Origin of the sequence: Enterobacter sp. MF024 (genome assembly GCF_005843915.1) — a bacterium.
Lineage (GTDB): Bacteria > Pseudomonadota > Gammaproteobacteria > Enterobacterales > Enterobacteriaceae > Enterobacter > Enterobacter barmai.
This window is the reverse complement of record NZ_VCBB01000002.1, coordinates 66,677-82,597: the sequence shown is the minus strand read 5'-3', so window position 1 is coordinate 82,597 and position 15,921 is coordinate 66,677. Positions and strand designations below refer to the sequence as shown.

At 52.8% G+C, this 15,921-nt stretch carries 18 protein-coding genes; 7 read left to right on the top strand and 11 right to left on the bottom strand.

The genetic code is table 11. The annotated features are described in order from the left end of the window. Nucleotide 1 precedes the first annotated feature (1 nt). The 3 genes from catC (at nucleotide 2) to FFB58_RS05595 (ending at nucleotide 2,272) form a co-directional block, all read left to right on the top strand. A complete protein-coding gene (catC, locus tag FFB58_RS05605; protein ID WP_039030742.1) occupies nucleotides 2-289 on the top strand; it encodes a muconolactone Delta-isomerase in 288 nt (95 codons plus the stop codon). A gap of 46 nt (nucleotides 290-335) precedes the next feature. Then, on the top strand, nucleotides 336-1,262 hold the full coding sequence (gene catA / locus FFB58_RS05600) for a catechol 1,2-dioxygenase (protein WP_138369300.1): 927 nt from the start codon (nucleotides 336-338) through the stop codon (nucleotides 1,260-1,262). Nucleotides 1,263-1,597: 335 nt separating this feature from the next. Then, nucleotides 1,598-2,272, top strand: coding sequence for a hypothetical protein (locus FFB58_RS05595; RefSeq protein WP_138369299.1), 675 nt, complete (start codon nucleotides 1,598-1,600; stop codon nucleotides 2,270-2,272). Between the two features lie 751 nt (nucleotides 2,273-3,023). Here FFB58_RS05595 and FFB58_RS05590 read toward each other — a convergent pair. The 4 genes from FFB58_RS05590 to FFB58_RS05575 form a co-directional block, all read right to left on the bottom strand. Next, entirely contained in the window at nucleotides 3,024-3,479 is a 456-nt protein-coding gene (locus FFB58_RS05590) for a hypothetical protein (protein WP_138369298.1), read from the bottom strand. A 619-nt stretch (nucleotides 3,480-4,098) separates the two neighbouring features. Further along, nucleotides 4,099-4,578 (bottom strand): type VI secretion system tube protein TssD, encoded by a 480-nt coding sequence (gene tssD, locus FFB58_RS05585; protein ID WP_138369297.1) that lies wholly within the window; start codon nucleotides 4,576-4,578, stop codon nucleotides 4,099-4,101. 223 nt (nucleotides 4,579-4,801) lie between these two features. Next, on the bottom strand, nucleotides 4,802-5,515 hold the full coding sequence (locus tag FFB58_RS05580) for a hypothetical protein (RefSeq protein WP_138369296.1): 714 nt from the start codon (nucleotides 5,513-5,515) through the stop codon (nucleotides 4,802-4,804). Nucleotides 5,516-5,750: 235 nt separating this feature from the next. Next, nucleotides 5,751-6,587, bottom strand: a complete 837-nt coding sequence (locus FFB58_RS05575; RefSeq protein WP_286172542.1) for an AraC family transcriptional regulator — start codon at nucleotides 6,585-6,587, stop codon at nucleotides 5,751-5,753. 111 nt (nucleotides 6,588-6,698) lie between these two features. On the opposite strand from FFB58_RS05575, the gene FFB58_RS05570 reads away from it, so the two are divergent. Next, a complete protein-coding gene (locus FFB58_RS05570) occupies nucleotides 6,699-7,433 on the top strand; it encodes an AzlC family ABC transporter permease (RefSeq protein WP_138369295.1) in 735 nt (244 codons plus the stop codon). A 1-nt stretch (nucleotide 7,434) separates the two neighbouring features. After that, nucleotides 7,435-7,755, top strand: a complete 321-nt coding sequence (locus tag FFB58_RS05565; RefSeq protein ID WP_138369294.1) for an AzlD domain-containing protein — start codon at nucleotides 7,435-7,437, stop codon at nucleotides 7,753-7,755. A 63-nt stretch (nucleotides 7,756-7,818) separates the two neighbouring features. Here the strand turns inward: FFB58_RS05565 and FFB58_RS05560 are convergent, their stop codons facing one another. Both FFB58_RS05560 and FFB58_RS05555 read right to left on the bottom strand, forming a co-directional pair. After that, a complete protein-coding gene (locus tag FFB58_RS05560) occupies nucleotides 7,819-8,037 on the bottom strand; it encodes a hypothetical protein (RefSeq protein ID WP_138369293.1) in 219 nt (72 codons plus the stop codon). Then, nucleotides 8,021-8,590 (bottom strand): hypothetical protein, encoded by a 570-nt coding sequence (locus tag FFB58_RS05555; RefSeq protein WP_138369292.1) that lies wholly within the window; start codon nucleotides 8,588-8,590, stop codon nucleotides 8,021-8,023. Before FFB58_RS05555 ends, FFB58_RS05560 begins: the two co-directional genes overlap by 17 nt. Nucleotides 8,591-8,837: 247 nt before the next feature. On the opposite strand from FFB58_RS05555, the gene FFB58_RS05550 reads away from it, so the two are divergent. Continuing rightward, on the top strand, nucleotides 8,838-9,248 hold the full coding sequence (locus tag FFB58_RS05550; protein ID WP_138369291.1) for an SgcJ/EcaC family oxidoreductase: 411 nt from the start codon (nucleotides 8,838-8,840) through the stop codon (nucleotides 9,246-9,248). Between the two features lie 6 nt (nucleotides 9,249-9,254). On the opposite strand, the gene FFB58_RS05545 is transcribed toward FFB58_RS05550, so the two are convergent. From FFB58_RS05545 to FFB58_RS05535, 3 genes are all read right to left on the bottom strand, one after another. Beyond that, nucleotides 9,255-9,950: an RES family NAD+ phosphorylase gene (locus FFB58_RS05545; protein ID WP_052246200.1), complete on the bottom strand. Its 696-nt coding sequence runs from the start codon at nucleotides 9,948-9,950 to the stop codon at nucleotides 9,255-9,257. Next, nucleotides 9,947-10,354 carry an MbcA/ParS/Xre antitoxin family protein gene (locus tag FFB58_RS05540; protein ID WP_039030732.1) on the bottom strand — a complete coding sequence of 136 codons (408 nt, stop codon included), beginning with the start codon at nucleotides 10,352-10,354 and terminating at the stop codon, nucleotides 9,947-9,949. Before FFB58_RS05540 ends, FFB58_RS05545 begins: the two co-directional genes overlap by 4 nt. Before the next feature lie 125 nt (nucleotides 10,355-10,479). Then, the gene (locus tag FFB58_RS05535) at nucleotides 10,480-12,753 is read right to left on the bottom strand and encodes an FdhF/YdeP family oxidoreductase (RefSeq protein WP_138369290.1); all 2,274 of its coding nucleotides are present in this window, start codon (nucleotides 12,751-12,753) and stop codon (nucleotides 10,480-10,482) included. Nucleotides 12,754-13,072: 319 nt separating this feature from the next. On the opposite strand from FFB58_RS05535, the gene FFB58_RS05530 reads away from it, so the two are divergent. Further along, entirely contained in the window at nucleotides 13,073-14,458 is a 1,386-nt protein-coding gene (locus FFB58_RS05530; RefSeq protein WP_171029937.1) for a cytosine permease, read from the top strand. A gap of 57 nt (nucleotides 14,459-14,515) precedes the next feature. On the opposite strand, the gene FFB58_RS05525 is transcribed toward FFB58_RS05530, so the two are convergent. Both FFB58_RS05525 and FFB58_RS05520 read right to left on the bottom strand, forming a co-directional pair. Continuing rightward, complete coding sequence (locus FFB58_RS05525) at nucleotides 14,516-15,358, bottom strand: WcbI family polysaccharide biosynthesis putative acetyltransferase (protein WP_171029935.1); 843 nt, start codon at nucleotides 15,356-15,358, stop codon at nucleotides 14,516-14,518. A 161-nt stretch (nucleotides 15,359-15,519) separates the two neighbouring features. Then, nucleotides 15,520-15,915 (bottom strand): rhodanese-like domain-containing protein, encoded by a 396-nt coding sequence (locus tag FFB58_RS05520; protein WP_138369288.1) that lies wholly within the window; start codon nucleotides 15,913-15,915, stop codon nucleotides 15,520-15,522. Nucleotides 15,916-15,921 lie beyond the last annotated feature (6 nt).

Here is a 15,921-nt window from a genome sequence, read left to right as displayed (position 1 = left end):
CATGCTTTTTAAAGTTGAAATGACGGTCAACATCCCGTCGTCGCTGCCTTCGGCAGACGTCGAAGCCATTAAGGCGAAAGAGAAAGCCTACTCCCAGCGCCTACAGCGTGAAGGCAAGTGGCCGCACATCTGGCGCGTGGTCGGCCAGTACGCCAACGTCAGCATTTTTGACGTGGCGGATAACCAGGAGCTGCACGACATCCTGACCGCGCTGCCCCTCTACCCGTGGATGGAGATCAGCGTCCAGCCTCTGTGCACGCATCCGTCATCCATTCACAACGAACAATAGTCGTCGCAATAACTACAACAATCGTACCCTACAAGAGGAATATGCAATGTCTGTGAATCCTGTACATCAAACCGAACTGGACACCTTACTGGCAATCAGCAGCGGCTTAAATTCCACCGGCGGCAACGACCGTTTAAAGAACATCATGCACCAGCTGCTGAGCGACCTGTGCAAGACCATCAAGCAGTTCGATGTGACCGATGAAGAGTTCTGGGTTGCGGTGAACTACCTCAACGAGCTGGGCGGACGTCAGGAAGCGGCGCTGCTGGCCGCCGGTCTGGGGCTGGAGCACTATCTGGACATGCGTGCCGACGAGAAAGAGGCGGCATCCGGCAACGAAGTGGGCACCCCGCGCACCATCGAAGGGCCGCTGTACGTGGCCAACGCCCCGCTGAGCGAAGGCTTTGCCCGCATGGACGACGGGCAGGAGCAGGCGGAAACCATGTGGCTGCAGGGCCAGGTAACGGATATGAACGGCAAGCCGGTGGCGGGTGCAATTGTGGACATCTGGCACGCCAACACCCTCGGCGGCTACTCGTTCTTCGACCAGTCCCAGAGCGAATACAACCTGCGCCGCCGCATCCGTACCGGTGATGACGGTCGCTACACCGTGCGCAGCATCGTGCCGTGCGGCTACGGCTGCCCGCCGGATGGCCCAACCCAGAAGCTGCTGACAGCCATTGGCCGCCACGGCAACCGCCCGGCGCATGTGCACTTCTTTGTGTCGGCACCGGGGTACAAGCACCTGACCACGCAGATCAACCTGAACGGGGATGAGTATCTGTGGGATGACTTTGCGTTCGCGACCAGGGCGGAGCTGATTGCGGATCCGGTGAAGATTACCGATGCGGCTGTGGCCCGGGAGCGCGACCTCAACGGGGAGCATACGGAGGTGAATTTTAACTTTACGCTGGTGAAAGCGGCGGAGAGTGAGGAGGAGCAGAGAGGGAAGCGGGCGCGCGTGAAGGAGTAGGTTCGGAAGGGTAGAGGGCCGGGCCCGCGAGAGCGGGCCCGGTTTTTTTGTGCTGGTGGGATATCTCGAATATTGTTGATTTTTATTAATGCCTCGCTTAATTTTTTTCAAGTGGTGTTGTCAAGTGTTACAAGCATCTGTTACCCATCTTTTATTGGTATTTACCTCAAACGGCAAACAGTCAAATGAATACTCAAGTTTAAATTCTTGATACTTCATAAGTTGAAATGAAGTGTCAAAGATGCAACGATCAAATTGGAGTTGTATTTAATGTTTTATGTATGTTGTTTATGATGTTTTTGATGTAAACCCAACTTAAATGATAAGGTTAAGGTATGAAAGAGAAAGTAAAGGATCTTTTGCTATTAATTTTCGTGGTTGTGGTTGTGTTGCTACTAATTACGAGTGAACATGTTTTTATCGCATTTTCAGTTTTATTAATTTACAGCTTGTACAAACTTTACCCTGAAAGATTTCTGCTAGAAAAAATAATAAAAAGTGTATTTACTATAAAATTTTATAATGTGGTGATATGGTTCATTTCATATTTATTGACCCTAAAAATGCTCAGTGTGATTTATAGTGTTGATGAGGAGTATTTGAAGTTTTCCCCTGCCATAGTTACCATTCCTATTTCTTTTTGTGTTTCGTATTTTTTATTGGTGCTATTGGCAGGTATATCAAGATCAATAAGCATGGTTACTGGTAACATTATTAGTTTCCTTCCACAGTGGATAAAAGTTAGTTATGAGCAATCGATGTTTGTCAGGGTTGTTAACATTCTTCAGTATTTAGTAATTGTTGTAGCGATTCCTTTTTTACTTGCTGCTCTATCTTCAGTTTACTTGGCAAGAGTTGCGATTTTGTCAGATGCTTCATTTATATCTGATTGTGGGACAAAACAATGGCGTGTGATGTATCTAAGAAAAAATAATAATGAATGCTACAAATTTACTTTGAATATAAATGTGTTTAGTGAACAACCAGTGATTGTGAATTCAAAGAAATAGCAGAAGAATTTGCCCCGTTGTTTTTGTGAGTAAGTCGTAATGATTGTAGTAATATTAAAAGTATAATCAGTATAACATGATTAAAGTGCGGAAATGATTTTGCAAATCACGAAATGATACCGTTTCGGTAACCATCCTTTAAGTGTCTATAAGTACTAAATTTCGAGTTCGCACTTAATCGGAATTTTTTGCTTTCATATACAACCATCAGAATCTTTAAGTTATAAATAGGCAGTTCGAGAACTAATTTTTTTGCATATGTAATTGAAAATCATAAATTTATAGCTTGAGACCTCAATCTGAATGGAGATTGTAAATTATGGTTTTTTCTTGATTATGGATTAAAAATGACGTCGGTAAAATATATTATGATCTCTCTCGATAATCGTGGTCGAGAGCGAAATGCTGAGTTTCGTATTTTTCACATGCAACTTAATGCATATTCAGGCGTATCAACTATGACGCCAGCAAAACAAACAGGGTTCTGGCTTGCTTATTTTTGTTCGTTTCTATTAATTTTTCAGCGTTTTATCTGTTCTTGCCTGAGGTTTATTTTTTTAGACGTTTCAGCGAGTTGGTTGGTTTCATTACCGAACAGGCATGGAATGATTTATTCATGTTAGCCATTCTTGGGGCGTCAGTAATAATCAATACCTTATTAATTTATATCGTCGCCACCCTGAGAAACAGACAAGCATAGCCACTATAAACCCGGTCTTTGCGACCGGTTTTCTCAATGTCTTAAATGCGCTTAATGCGCAGTGATATAGGGCTCTTTCACAAACTCATCCAACAGCCACACCATATCATGCAGCAAACCCGTTAATTCCTTCGCAATGCCAGGCGGCAGTGTGCCAGCCAGCAGCGCCTGTGTTAATGCCAGCGCATAATCCACCTGTAACGCGGTATCCTGCCAGCATTCTGGCACACAGGAAGTGATTTTCTCACCCGCGATGAGCTGTGCGATCAGATGCGGGGGCAGATCGGCATCGCAAAGTTCTCGTAGCTGGCGCAGCCCATGCAGCAGGCGCTCGCAGAGCGTAGTACATGTTGCCGGATCGTCAGTTTCGATCAGCACGATGACCAGTGCGGCGCAGTGGTCGGCGGTCTCAAAGAGATCCGCATCAGCAGGAAGGGGAAGGGCGATAAGCGGGTGAAGAATGCTATCGTCAGACTGGAGATAAGAAAAAGCAGGGATATTAGCCATAGGGCATCCTCATTGTGCAGTTTTGATTAACCACCTGTGAGTTCCTACGCTCGAGGTGGTAGCGCTGACGGAGGTAGGAATGCCGTGCACAATGAAAACGGCCAGCCTTACGGCTGCTCCGCCAGCGCCACCGTGATTTTAACGGATATACGCTGCTGCGACATAATAAATGTCGCTTGTGCCAGCGGGTTCCTACGCCCGATTGCGGATGTGCCGCAACGCAATCACTCTACGATGCCGATCCCCTGAAAAAAAGGGTTAACCACAGATTACATAAGGTTACTTACGGCTTTGCGAGGTGCCTTCCAGAAAGGTCATACCGGGTGATTGGCTTGCCCTGCATCGATAACTACACTCCCCTTTAGTCACATAAAAAGAGGGGAGAGATCGTGAACATCAGCTTTCATTCACCAACTATTATTATTGGCGTGGTGATGGCGGTGTTTCGCTTACTGAAACTGAATGCCTGAAAGAACTTGCCGGGGGCGCTTCGCTTGCCCGGCCTACAAAACCGAAGTTGTGAGGTAAAATGATCCGTCCACATGGGAAAAATCATTTCACCATGCGGTCAGAGCCCATTACAGGGCTGTTTTCACAGCCCTGTAATGGGCTCTGACCACTACGCGAAAACGCGCTGATTCCAGGCATCCGTATAGATAATATTCCCTTCACAATGCTTCCAGGTAATGCTTTCATAGCGCAGCAGAACGGTTTCAAGGTGTGTTCCGGTTAATGCCCCCGGGTAAAGGTCGGCGGTAATTGATGTTATTTTTACGTTATCAAGAATGATATTGAAATATTCCTTTTCCATGCCAACTTCGGTAATAGTGTACATTTTTATTGTTGCTCTTTTTAGCGTGGCACCTTCGCTTTGAGCCTTATATAAAAAGGGAGTGACCCGATCAAACTCTTTCTGAAATTGAATCGGGGCATGAATGCGTGTACCTGTTAGTCGCCCTGTATTCCCGTCTGTTGGGATATTCACGTTATGGGTAAGAGATTTGATTTCGATCGCACCGATCCGGTCAGCAATCAGAGATGAACCGACAAGCGGAGAACCATTGGCATCCTCTAACCAAAGATAAGCAGGATTAGACATATACATTCCTTGTGTTTATAGACTACGTTGATATATGTGTGTGATTCATTATTTAAACTTTTCGAGTTTCGCAGTGATGAGGGGGAAAAACCAAAAGATAGCGATAACTGTAACGAGCATTAGTCCCCACCAATAATCAGGAAATAAATATAACCAGAGCACAGCGAAGCCGATAAGAATAGTAGGGAGCACCAGATTATAGAGTAAAAGTGAGATAACGCTTTTAAACACTGAATTTCTCCCTGATTTCATCGGTAAGGTCGTCGAGGGAAGAATAGAGACCTGCTTTCACTTTTTTTATAATGTCAGCGAGTACGGGCTCGATGAAGTAATAGAGCATTTCCAGCTTTGCCTGATAAAGGATCCAGTAATAATTAGGATCAATGGCTTTTAGCCCCCGAGCAGCCATGGCCGCTTTTTGTTGGATGCCATACACCTGAAGAAGATAAACGCCAACGGGCATTTTCCCCGCCAGCTTCTGTGCAACGGACTTCGAAAGAAACTCAGATTGTGCGATGGCTTCCGCCATCGCCGCCGCTACGACGAACCGCGTTCCACCCGCTACTGCCATACTTGCCGCAAGGCTTGCAGCATTGCGAACCATGTTCTGAGCCGAACCGTCATGATTGCCCTCTTTCACATCCTTGCATAGGGTCTGGAAGTACAAATAAAGCATGTGGGCAATGACATTGCGGTATCTGTAAATAGACATAATGGAATAGACCATCCTTATCTCTTCAGCTTTGAGTTCCTGACATATGTTGTTATAACTGGGAATTAAACAGCTAGAGTACCAGCTGGCGCGCTCAATCCCCGAATAAATATCAGATGCAACACCTCTTGCTGCCTTTATCGTGTTGGTAAATCCATTTTCAGCATGGATGGCAAACTGCCTGTCACTTTGAAACTTCACTCTTAAATAGTCTGAAGCCTGCATTCAATATCCCTCTGAACTGTGATGGTAATGCATAATATGCTGATTTAGTGAACAGTTCACGTTGTAATAATATCTGAATGTGGAGGTAGTGGGTCACCCTGAGCCATTCCCGAACCAAATCGTCGTGCTCGCCGCCATTATTATTGGCGTGGTGATGGGGGTGTTTCGCTTGCTGAAGATGAATGCCTGAAAGGGCATTGCCGGGGGCGCTTCGCTTGCCCGGCCTACAAAAGCGTCAAACAGACGCGGCAGCAAACACCCCAGGCGTGGTACCAAAATGGGCGCGGAAGTGTTTGATTAGATGGCTCTGGTCAAAGAAGCCGATATCGCTGGCAACCTGCGCGGCGCCGATCCCTTTCGCCAGCAACCCCTTGGCGCGCATCAGGCGGATCTGGGTTAGATACTGATGCACCGACAGGCCGGTCATCTTCTGGAAGGTGCGCATAAAATAAAACTCACTTAAGCCTGCCGCCTGGGCAATCTCTTTTACCGTCAGGGGCAGGGCGTAGTTGCCGTGCAAGAAGTCGATAGCCTGACGGATATCCGCGCGCAAAAAGGGCTGGCGCGAGCCTTTTACGCTGCGCTCGCCATAATGACCCACCAGCAGGTTAAGGATCTGGTACATCACGCACTCTTTTTCCAGCGGATCGTTGCTCTGTTTCATCACGCTCGCGGCCTGCAACATGCGGCGGGCCATAAGCGGATCGTGGCGAATTCCCTGCTGGCCGAAATTCACCTTGCCTTTGCCGCTCAGCACCGTTTGCGCCACCTCGTTGACCAGCGTCTCGCCCGGATAGAACGCGCAGTAATCCCAGCCTTCATCGCGCTGCACCGCCTCGCCGGTGTGGACTTCGCCGGGGGCGATAATCATCACCGACCCTGCTGCGGCAATCCCGTTTTGCCTGCACACCCGGGTGCGCTGCGCCCCGCGGGCAAAGGCGGCAATCACAAACTCATCATGAAAATGGGGCGGGTAGCTGTGTTCGTAGCAGGTGGCCTGTAGGATCTCCATCCCGCCATGCAGCTGGCTGTCGCGCCACAGGCTAATCTCATCGCGTTTCACTTGCCCCACGTCGCGTCTCCCTGGCCTTCGTAAATTTCACTGCTGAGCAGGATTTTACTATAGCGATTGCTGCTGATTCTTAAGATAGTTATTGAACTAAGTAATATAAGGGATGAAACGATGTTGATGAAGATAAATACCGGACACCCCGCGTCCGCTGTGGACGAATTTCGGGCCGGTATTACCGCCTGTCTGCCCACCATCGCGGGCTACTGGAGCATAGGCTTTGCCGCCGGGGCGATTGGCACGCTCTCCGGGTTTACTACCGGGCAAATCGCGCTGCTGGCCAGTGCCCTCTACGCCGGTTCGGCGCAGTTTCTGTTTTACTCGCTGTGGGCCGCAGGGGCGGAAATGGCGTCGGTGGTGTTGAGCGTACTGCTGGTGAACCTGCGCTACCTGCTGATGAGCTCCTCCATGAGCGTCTTTTTTCGTGAATACACCACCTTTCAGAAAGTGGTCAGCGGGCTGCTGCTGACCGACGAAACCTTTGGCGTGGCGGTGCAGCGCGCCAGTCCGCAGGGCAGGATCAACTATTACTGGATGCTGGGGCTGAATGTCACCGCCTGGCTGAACTGGATCATCGCCTGCGTAACCGGGGCCTGGCTGGCGACCGCGCTGCCAGCGTCGCTGATGGAGGGGCTGGGCTTCAGCCTGGTATCGATGTTTATCGGTCTGATCCTGATGATGTGGTTTGCCAGCCGCAGAAAAATACTGGAAACCCTGAACATAGCCGTCGCGGTGGTCATCACGCTGCTGATGGCCGGGAGCACGTCGCTCAGTATGGTGGTGATTGTCGCCGCATCCCTTGCCGCCACCCTGGCGACGCTGCTGTTACGCGCCCGGAAAGGAAAATAAGATGGAAAGAAATATTCTGCTGGCGATCCTCGCCTCTGCGTTGGTCACCGCCCTGATGCGCACCGTGCCGGTATTACTGCTCTCCCGCTTCCGCCTGCCTGAGGTACTACTGCAGTGGCTGAGCTTTATCCCCACCGCCATTATGGCCGCCCTTGTCGCCGCCGAGTTGATGAGTAAACCCGCCATGACGGACTCGGGGATCAGCATTTCGCTGCTGGCGGCGGCGTTCGCTACCCTGGTGGGCATTATTACCCGTGGGCTATTTGCCACAGTCATTGCCGGGGTAGTGGCGTTCTGCGCGGCGGGGTATTTTTTGGCGTAGTCTTCTGAAAAAATAAGGCCCAGTCGTTGGGCCTTTTGCTGAAAGATATTTGGTCAGGTGCGCTTATACACGTCCAGGTGTTTCTTTCAGTTTTTTGCGAAGCAGGGAGGCTGAGGAGCGTTTTTTAACCGCAGCCAGTTCAATTTTGAGGTCGCGGATATAGGCCTCTGCACTGATGCCGTGTGCTTTCAATTCAGCAGACGCTAATGCCTGAAATACTCTCTTTTCCCTGTCACCCGGGGCAAGATGCGCGGAATGTTCATGCTTATTGCAATACGACATAGCAGGCTCTCCCTTCTGTAACTCTCTTGTACGCATGGAAATTTCCCTGTATCAGTGGTCGCGGAATTCGCTTTGGCAACCCTGTTCGTGAATTGTAACGCGGTACATTTTTTAACCCAAGCAGAATGTCATAGGTCTCTTCCAGGGAAGTGCGGCGGCCTTTATCAACCACACCTCCTGATGCCGCCTGGAAAACAAAACCACCAATGTTGAGTTTCTCCGCATGGGCGATTAACGCCAGGGAGACTGATTGCAAAACGACAGCGCTACCTAGTCCTTTAAATTTAATATGGCGAAAATCAGCCAACCCCCCCATACCGTCGAAAGTATCAAAACATACTTCTGCCATTCCGTTGATCGGGAATGGAATACCCCACGGCATTTCGTATCCGATCCGTGTAAACGTGACCTCATCTAACAAACTACCCACAATCACCGTGTAAACCTCGGTCCCGGCAACAAAGACGTAGCTGTGATGTATCCGACGATCGTAGAAAAACGTCTTCCGCCTCATGCCATAATCGTCAAGAAAAACCTCTTCTTCTATATGCACATATCGCTCCCTGCATGCAATGCCCACTCGCTTCCCTGGCCTGATTGCGTATGTGCCGCAATGCGGTCACTTTATGACCATGATAAAAGGATGAAAAGCCATAACCCTGAATTTCATAGGCTTACTTTCAGCTTTGCGAGGCGTCTTCCAGAAAGGCCAGCCGGACGCGCTATGCGTGCCCGGCCTGCACATTTGGCAGTCTGGTGGTAGATTCAATACAGGCAGTCACTTAACAGGAGAAAAGCACATGTACGAACATCCGCTTCACCAGATCATCAAGGCGTGTGACAGGGCGATCTCGGCCAAAGATTTCGACGCGCTGATGGAGTATTACGCCGAGGACGCCGCGCTGGTGGTTAAGCCCGGAATGATCGTCAGAGGCAAAGACAATATCCGTAACGCCTTTATTTCCATCGCGGATTATTTTCAGGAGCAGCTCACCGTCAAGCAGGGCGAAATGCAGATCATCGAAGGCGGCGGCGACGCGCTGGTGATCATGGAAACCCAGCTTTTCTTCCCCGATGAACAGGGCGGCACGACAGAGATCACCCGTCGCGCGACCTATGTCTTCCGTCAGGAAAACGACCGCTGGCTGTGCACCATCGATAATTCTTACGGTACGTCTGTTTTAGATGTTGAGCCTGCCGAAACCGTCTGAAGCGTTTTATTTGCTCACCGGCGTGACCAGGCCGACGCTGACGATGCCCTTGTCCCAGATAATCTGGTGCAGGGAGGTCTGGATAATGCTGGTGATCGGTTTCGGGGTGAGCAGCGCCCAGCAGATGCCGCCCGGTCTGCGCACCGAGCGGTAGGTCACGCCGGTCTCGCCCGCGACGCGCAGGCTGGCGCCAAACCGCTGCGGCTCGCTGTAGTCGGTGGGATGATACCAGGGGTGTGAATCCGGCAGGCCGGTGATGTCGGCAAAGGCGCAGCCGCCGAGCTCGGTCTCCAGACAGCGGTACTCGAAGCGTTCGAATTTCAGCTCCGGCACGTTATGCCAGTAGAGATCGCAGTGGTAGACGATTTCGGCCAGCGCCGTCTCTTTGCTGTCGCCGAGGTAATAGACGCCATAATCGCCGTTGGAAAAGCGGCTACCGTCCGGGTTAACGTGGGTGAAGGCGGCCATCGCGTAATGCGCCCCGCGGATCCCCAGCACCCACTCCTTGCGCGGCAACAAACTGAGATTGCCCACCTCGTCCGACAGACGCGGGTTGGTCAGTTTCTGGATCTCATACAGCACGTCGAACGCCTCGGGCGTGGCGACGTCTTCAAACACATAAATGGCAGGGTACTTGGTGTGCAGCAGACGGTAGCCTCTGATGGGCACCACTGCGGTACGGGGAACGTCGGGATGGATCATCCGGCGAGGCCTCCGCGCAGCACGTCCACCCGTTTCGCCACTTCGTGCAGGTTGCCGAACTCGCCGCCCTCAATGAGCGACAGCGGCGTGGCGCCGTTAAAGTACGCATTGTGGTTGGCCATGGTCATAAAACCGTACACGTTCTCGGGGTTGCTGAACACAATGCGCAGCGCCGAGTGCATGTTCAGCAGGTAGCTGATGCGGGTTAACTGGTCATGGCTAAGGGAGGCGGATTTGGTGTCGCCGTGACGATACTTGTACAGCGCCGCCCGGGAAAGCTGCAGGATGTTCTGCTGCTGCTCGGGGGTGCAGCCCCACTTATCGAGAATGTTCATCGCCGCCCGGATAGCGATCAGGTCACGATCGCCGCGAGTCTCAGAGGCCGGATTCAGGTGCCTGGTCATACAATGCTCCCGCTACGGGTAAGAAAGTCATGTCTCAGTGTGGACTAAAAAGTTTATTTTGTCTATATGAAGACGGCTGACCGATCCGGGCGAAACGCCGGCTCGGTCAGGGATGCGGGGTGAAATTACAGGGAGCGGATCTGTTTTGAGCGCAGGGTCAGACGAACGGGCACCGATTTATACGACGGCGTACCGCTCTCTTTATCCAGATAACTCAGGGGGACCAGCACGTTAGCTTCCGGGTAATAGGCGGCAACCGTGCCCGGCGCAATGCTATAGGCCACCACGGTGATGTCATCCAGCCGCTGCTGAGCGTCTGCAAGAGCAGTGTGAATATCCACCCTGTCGCCATGCTCCAGACCCAACTGCCGCATGTCCTCTTCGTTCATAAACAGCACGTCGCGACGGCCAAACACCCCGCGATAGCGATCGTCCAGGGCATAGATGGTGGTGTTGTACTGGTCGTGGCTTCTTAAGGTGACCAGGCGCAGCACGCTCTCGCCTTCGCCCGGACTGTTCTCCGCCACGCCATCAAACAGCGAGAACATCGCTTTGCCGCTGGCGGTGGGCCAGACGCGCTCTGTCGGCGGGAGCGGCATGCGGAATCCGCCGGGCACCCGGATGCGCGCGTTGAAGTTCTCAAAGCCGGGGAGGGTCTGCTCAATGCGATCCCGGATGCGGTCGTAATCTTCCACCAGACCCAGCCAGTCGGTTTTGCTGTTCGCCAGAGTGGCATGGGCGATCCCGGCGACAATGGCCGGTTCCGAACGCAGCCACGGGGAGGCGGGCTTCAGCTTGCCGCTGGAGGCATGTACCATCGACATGGAATCCTCGACGGTAATTGACTGTTGGCCGCCCTGCTGCATATCGAGTTCCGTGCGACCGAGGCAGGGGAGCAGATACGTCTCCCTGCCGACCAGCAGGTGGGTGCGGTTCAGCTTGGTGGCGATATGGACGCTCAGATCGAGGCTTTTCAGCGCCGGAAAGGCTTTGTCGTGATCGGGCATTGCCACCGCGAAGTTGCCCCCGAGACAGAGGAGCGCTTTTGCCTGGCCGTCGATCATCGCCTGGGCTGCCTGCACCGCGTCATGGCCGTGGGCGGCAGGCGGGGTAAAGCCAAACACCGACCCCAGCCTGTCCAGAAACGCCGCGGTCGGCTTCTCGGTGATCCCCACCGTACGGTTGCCCTGCACGTTGGAGTGGCCGCGCAGCGGGCAGATACCTGCCCCGGGCTTGCCAAAATTACCGCGCAGCAGGAGGAGATCGGCAATCAGGCGCACATTGGCAGTGCCCTTGTTGTGCTGGGTGATCCCCATCCCGTAGGTAATGATGGCGGCGCTGGATTTCGCGTAGATCTGCGCCACGCTCTCCAGATCGGCGCGCTTCAGGCCGGATTCGCGCTCTATGGCCTCCCAGCTGGTGGCGGCGATATCGGCGGCAAAGTCGGCAAACCCCTGGGTATGGGCGGCGATAAAGTCGTGATCCAGCGCGTCCAGTACCAGCAGATGTTTGGCGATACCTTTTAACGCCGCGGCATCGCCCCCGGCTTTTACCTGATAGTAGGTTGATGCGATATCGGTGGCGCTCCAGGTCGCCATCTCACGCACGCTTTGCGGATCGGCAAAACGTTCCAGCGCCGTTTCGCGCAGCGGGTTAAAGACGATAATCGGCACGCCCCGGCGGGCCAGTTCGTGCAGGGTGCCCATCATGCGCGGATGGTTGGTGCCCGGGTTATGGCCGATGGAGATCACCAGATCGGTGTGGTCGAAATCCTCCAGCGAGACGGTGCCCTTACCGATGCCGATGGAGCGGGGCAGGCCGACGCTGGTGGCCTGGTGGCACATATTGGAGCAGTCGGGGAAATTATTGGTGCCCAGCTCGCGGGCAAACAGCTGATACAGGAAAGCGGCTTCATTCGAGGCGCGCCCGGAGGTGTAAAACTCCACCTGATCCGGCGCCAGGCTGCGCAGTACGTCACCGATACGGGCAAAGGCCTCGTCCCACGCCACCGGGCGGAAAGTGTCGCTCCGGGGATCGTACTTCATGGGATGGGTCAGCCGCCCGTAACCTTCCAGCTCAAAATCGCTTTTCGCCCACAGGTTGCTGACGGTGTGCTCTGCGAAAAATTCCGGCGTGACGCGTTTTGTGGTGGCTTCCCAGGTCACCGCTTTGGCGCCGTTTTCGCAGAACTGGAAGGTGGATTTGTGTTCTTTGTCGGGCCAGGCGCAGCCCGGGCAGTCAAAGCCGTCTGGCTGGTTGGTGCGCAGCAGCGTGGCGGGCGCGTCGAAGGCGTCCATCTGCGTGCGAACGGCTATCGCCGTGGCTTTTAAGGCTCCCCAGCCGCCTGCCGGTCCGGCGTAATGGCGGATCCCGGGAACCGCTCGTCTGTTGTTACTCATCTGCGCTCCTGTTAAAGCGGGTTGCTTATCATGGCGATCGATGCCGCCGGCCGCGGTAATGCCTCATCTGAGTGTGGATTGTCGCGCTATCTGAGATACAGATAATTTTCATATTAATTACAAATTATTCACAGTTCAGCTCACAAATCCATCATCAGATCTGTGTGGGGCGTTGTCAATGGTTGTATATACATGTTCTGTCATATGGCGTTGCGTAGTACAGGCAGGGTGTCTGACGGTCATGAATCATCCATTGAGAGAGGAAACTATGTCGTCTTTTTCGTCTTCAGAAGAGCAGTCAAAGAAAAGCGGGGCGCGGATTTCGGAAACCCGCTCCATTGATTACATCCCGGATAATGAACGTCACGGCCACCCCTTCAGTCAGTTTACGTTGTGGTTTGGCGGCAATCTGCAGATCACCGCGATTGTGACCGGCGCGCTGGCAGTGGTGCTGGGTGGCGACGTGGTGTGGTCGATCGTTGGCCTGCTGGTGGGTCAGGTGTTGGGCGCCGTGGTGATGTCGTTTCACGCCCTGCAGGGGCCGCGCCTCGGCCTGCCACAGATGATCATCAGCCGCGCCCAGTTTGGCGTGCTGGGGGCCGTCATCCCGCTGGTACTGGTGTGTGTGATGTACGTTGGCTTCTCCGCCAGCGGTACGGTGCTGGCCGGACAGGCAATGGCCAGGCTGCTGTCGGTGTCGAACGTGGCCGGGATGATCCTCTTCAGCGCAATTATTATCGTGATTGCGGTGCTGGGGTATCGGGTGATCCACAAACTCGGAAAGGTGGCGAGCGTGGTGGGGGTGCTGGCATTCGTCTACCTGTTTATCGCTTTGCTGATGTCCAGCGATCTGAGCGCTGTCGCGCAAAACAACCACTTCTCGATGCCGATGTTCCTGCTGGCGGTGTCGCTCTCATCGTCGTGGCAGATCGCGTTTTGCCCTTATGTGTCGGACTACTCCCGCTACCTGCCGCGCGACGTTTCCGGAGTGAAAACCTTCCTGGCCGTCTTCAGCGGCACGGTGCTCGGCACTCAGGCCTCGATGACGCTCGGCGTGATCGCTGCGGCGATAGCCGGCAGCGCCTTCAAGGGCCATGAGGTGAGCTACATCGTCGGGCTGGGTAAAAGCGAGGCGATGGCGATGGTGATCTACTTTGCGATCTGCTTCGGCAAAATCACCTTCACCACCCTGAACGCCTACGGCAGCTTTATGTCGCTAACCACCATTGTGTCGGGCTTTCGTAAACAGACCACGCTGAGCCAGAAGAGCCGCATCACTTTCGTGGTGCTGATGGTGACGATTTCCTGCGTGATTGCGCTGCTCAGCGAACCCGCGTTCCTGAAACACTTCACCCATTTCCTGCTGTTCCTGCTGGCATTCTTTGTACCCTGGAGCGCCATCAGCCTGACCGACTACTTTATTATTTCCCGCAAAGCGGTGGATATCCCGGCGCTGTTTGATGCCCAGGGGCGCTACGGCCACTGGAATCTGTTTGCGATCAGCGTCTATGCCGTTGGGGTGTTAATCCAGCTGCCGTTTATTGAGAACCCGCTCTATCACGGTTCGCTGACCTGGATTTTTGCCGACAACGATGTCTCGTGGGTGATTGGCTGGTTCTGCACGGCGGCGCTGTACTATGGCTTGCGACGCTTTGACCGTCGGGTACTGCCGCAAGAGACGATCTATCCGGCGTCGGGAAGGTAAAGAAATTACCGTTCACCCCAAGCTGCGTAGGGCAGGGGTGAACTGCCTGAGCAGAGGTCAGATATTCATATGCTCCGCGGATAATGACTGGTAATAGGCCGATTTCAGCAAGGCATTTTTGAGCACTGCTTTGTCCTGATGTTCAAAAAAGGCAAAGTTGATTTTACCTGCAAGTGAAAGGCCGGTATTGCGCATCATGAAATAGGAATCATCACCGGAGCCCATTTTCGGCGCAGTGTAATTGAGAAGCATATCATTACCCTGCAGATCGAATTTCTCGCTGCTACCAAAAATATGCTGGTAAATTGCGCGCAGGAGGATCCCCAGATGTTCATTGTTTGGATGGCTAATGGTGGAGTAGCTGTCAGTATTTTCACTAACGAGACGGAAATAATCCTCTGAATAATCGAAGCAAACATTCCCTTTCTGGAACAACGTCTTATATTTTTTAGCGTCTTCTTCCAGCATGGCTAACTGTCTGGTGCTGGAGAACTGAACGTGATGATAGCGGGAAACGGCGTCACGATGATTGTGGCCGGTCAGATAGAGATGTAAGAAACGAAAATCGACATACACCATCAGGTCCGGGATCGGTAAATCGTAATAACCTAACTGCGGGGTCGACACACGCGATTCCAGCGTCGGGAGCATCGTGAGATCAAAATATTGACTCATCGACGCTGTTGATAAAGTTCCCCATCTCTTTGAATGATACTGCATGAAAATGACATCGCATTCCTCGAGTTCATGGTAAAAATTCAGTAGATGCTCTTTTTCATTAAGCTTGTAGATAGGGGTATTAAAAACATAAGTAAACTTATCTTGATGAAGTGCGGGATAATTTTTAATGAGGTCACCCAATACTTCCAGCTGACAGTTACCAACCAGCGCGAGTTTCATTTTGCTCTCCATTTGCAGGGACAACGTCGCTAACGAACTCCAAATGTTATCCTGGGGCATACCTTAGCAATCAATGAATTAATAGCTGCTTTAGCAGCCTTTTCAGTAGCTCGGCTTTTTATGCTGTAGACCACCCTCGCGTTAAGAGGGTGTCTGCAATGTCAGGTGAGATTGAAAGCAAAACCTTCGTCGGCCCAGCCGGTCATGCCGCCAATCATAATTTTTACCGGGCGGCCCATCTGGGCCAGCTTCAGCGCGGCCCGATCGGCACCGTTGCAGTGCGGCCCGGCACAATAGACAACGAATAATGTGTCGGCTGGCCACTCCGCCATTCTTTGTGGGTTCATATCCCGATGCCGCAGGTGCAGCGCCCCCGGAATATGGCGGCGGGCGAACGCCTCCGGGCTACCCACCACATGCAGCAGCACAAAATCGACATCACCCGCTTTGAACGCGGTGTGGACATCGTCGCAGTCTGTTTCCACACTCAGTCGCTGTAAAAAATGGTTGGCCGCCGTCTCTGCTGGCGCAGCAGGATAATCAGTCACATAGCTCATAAACAC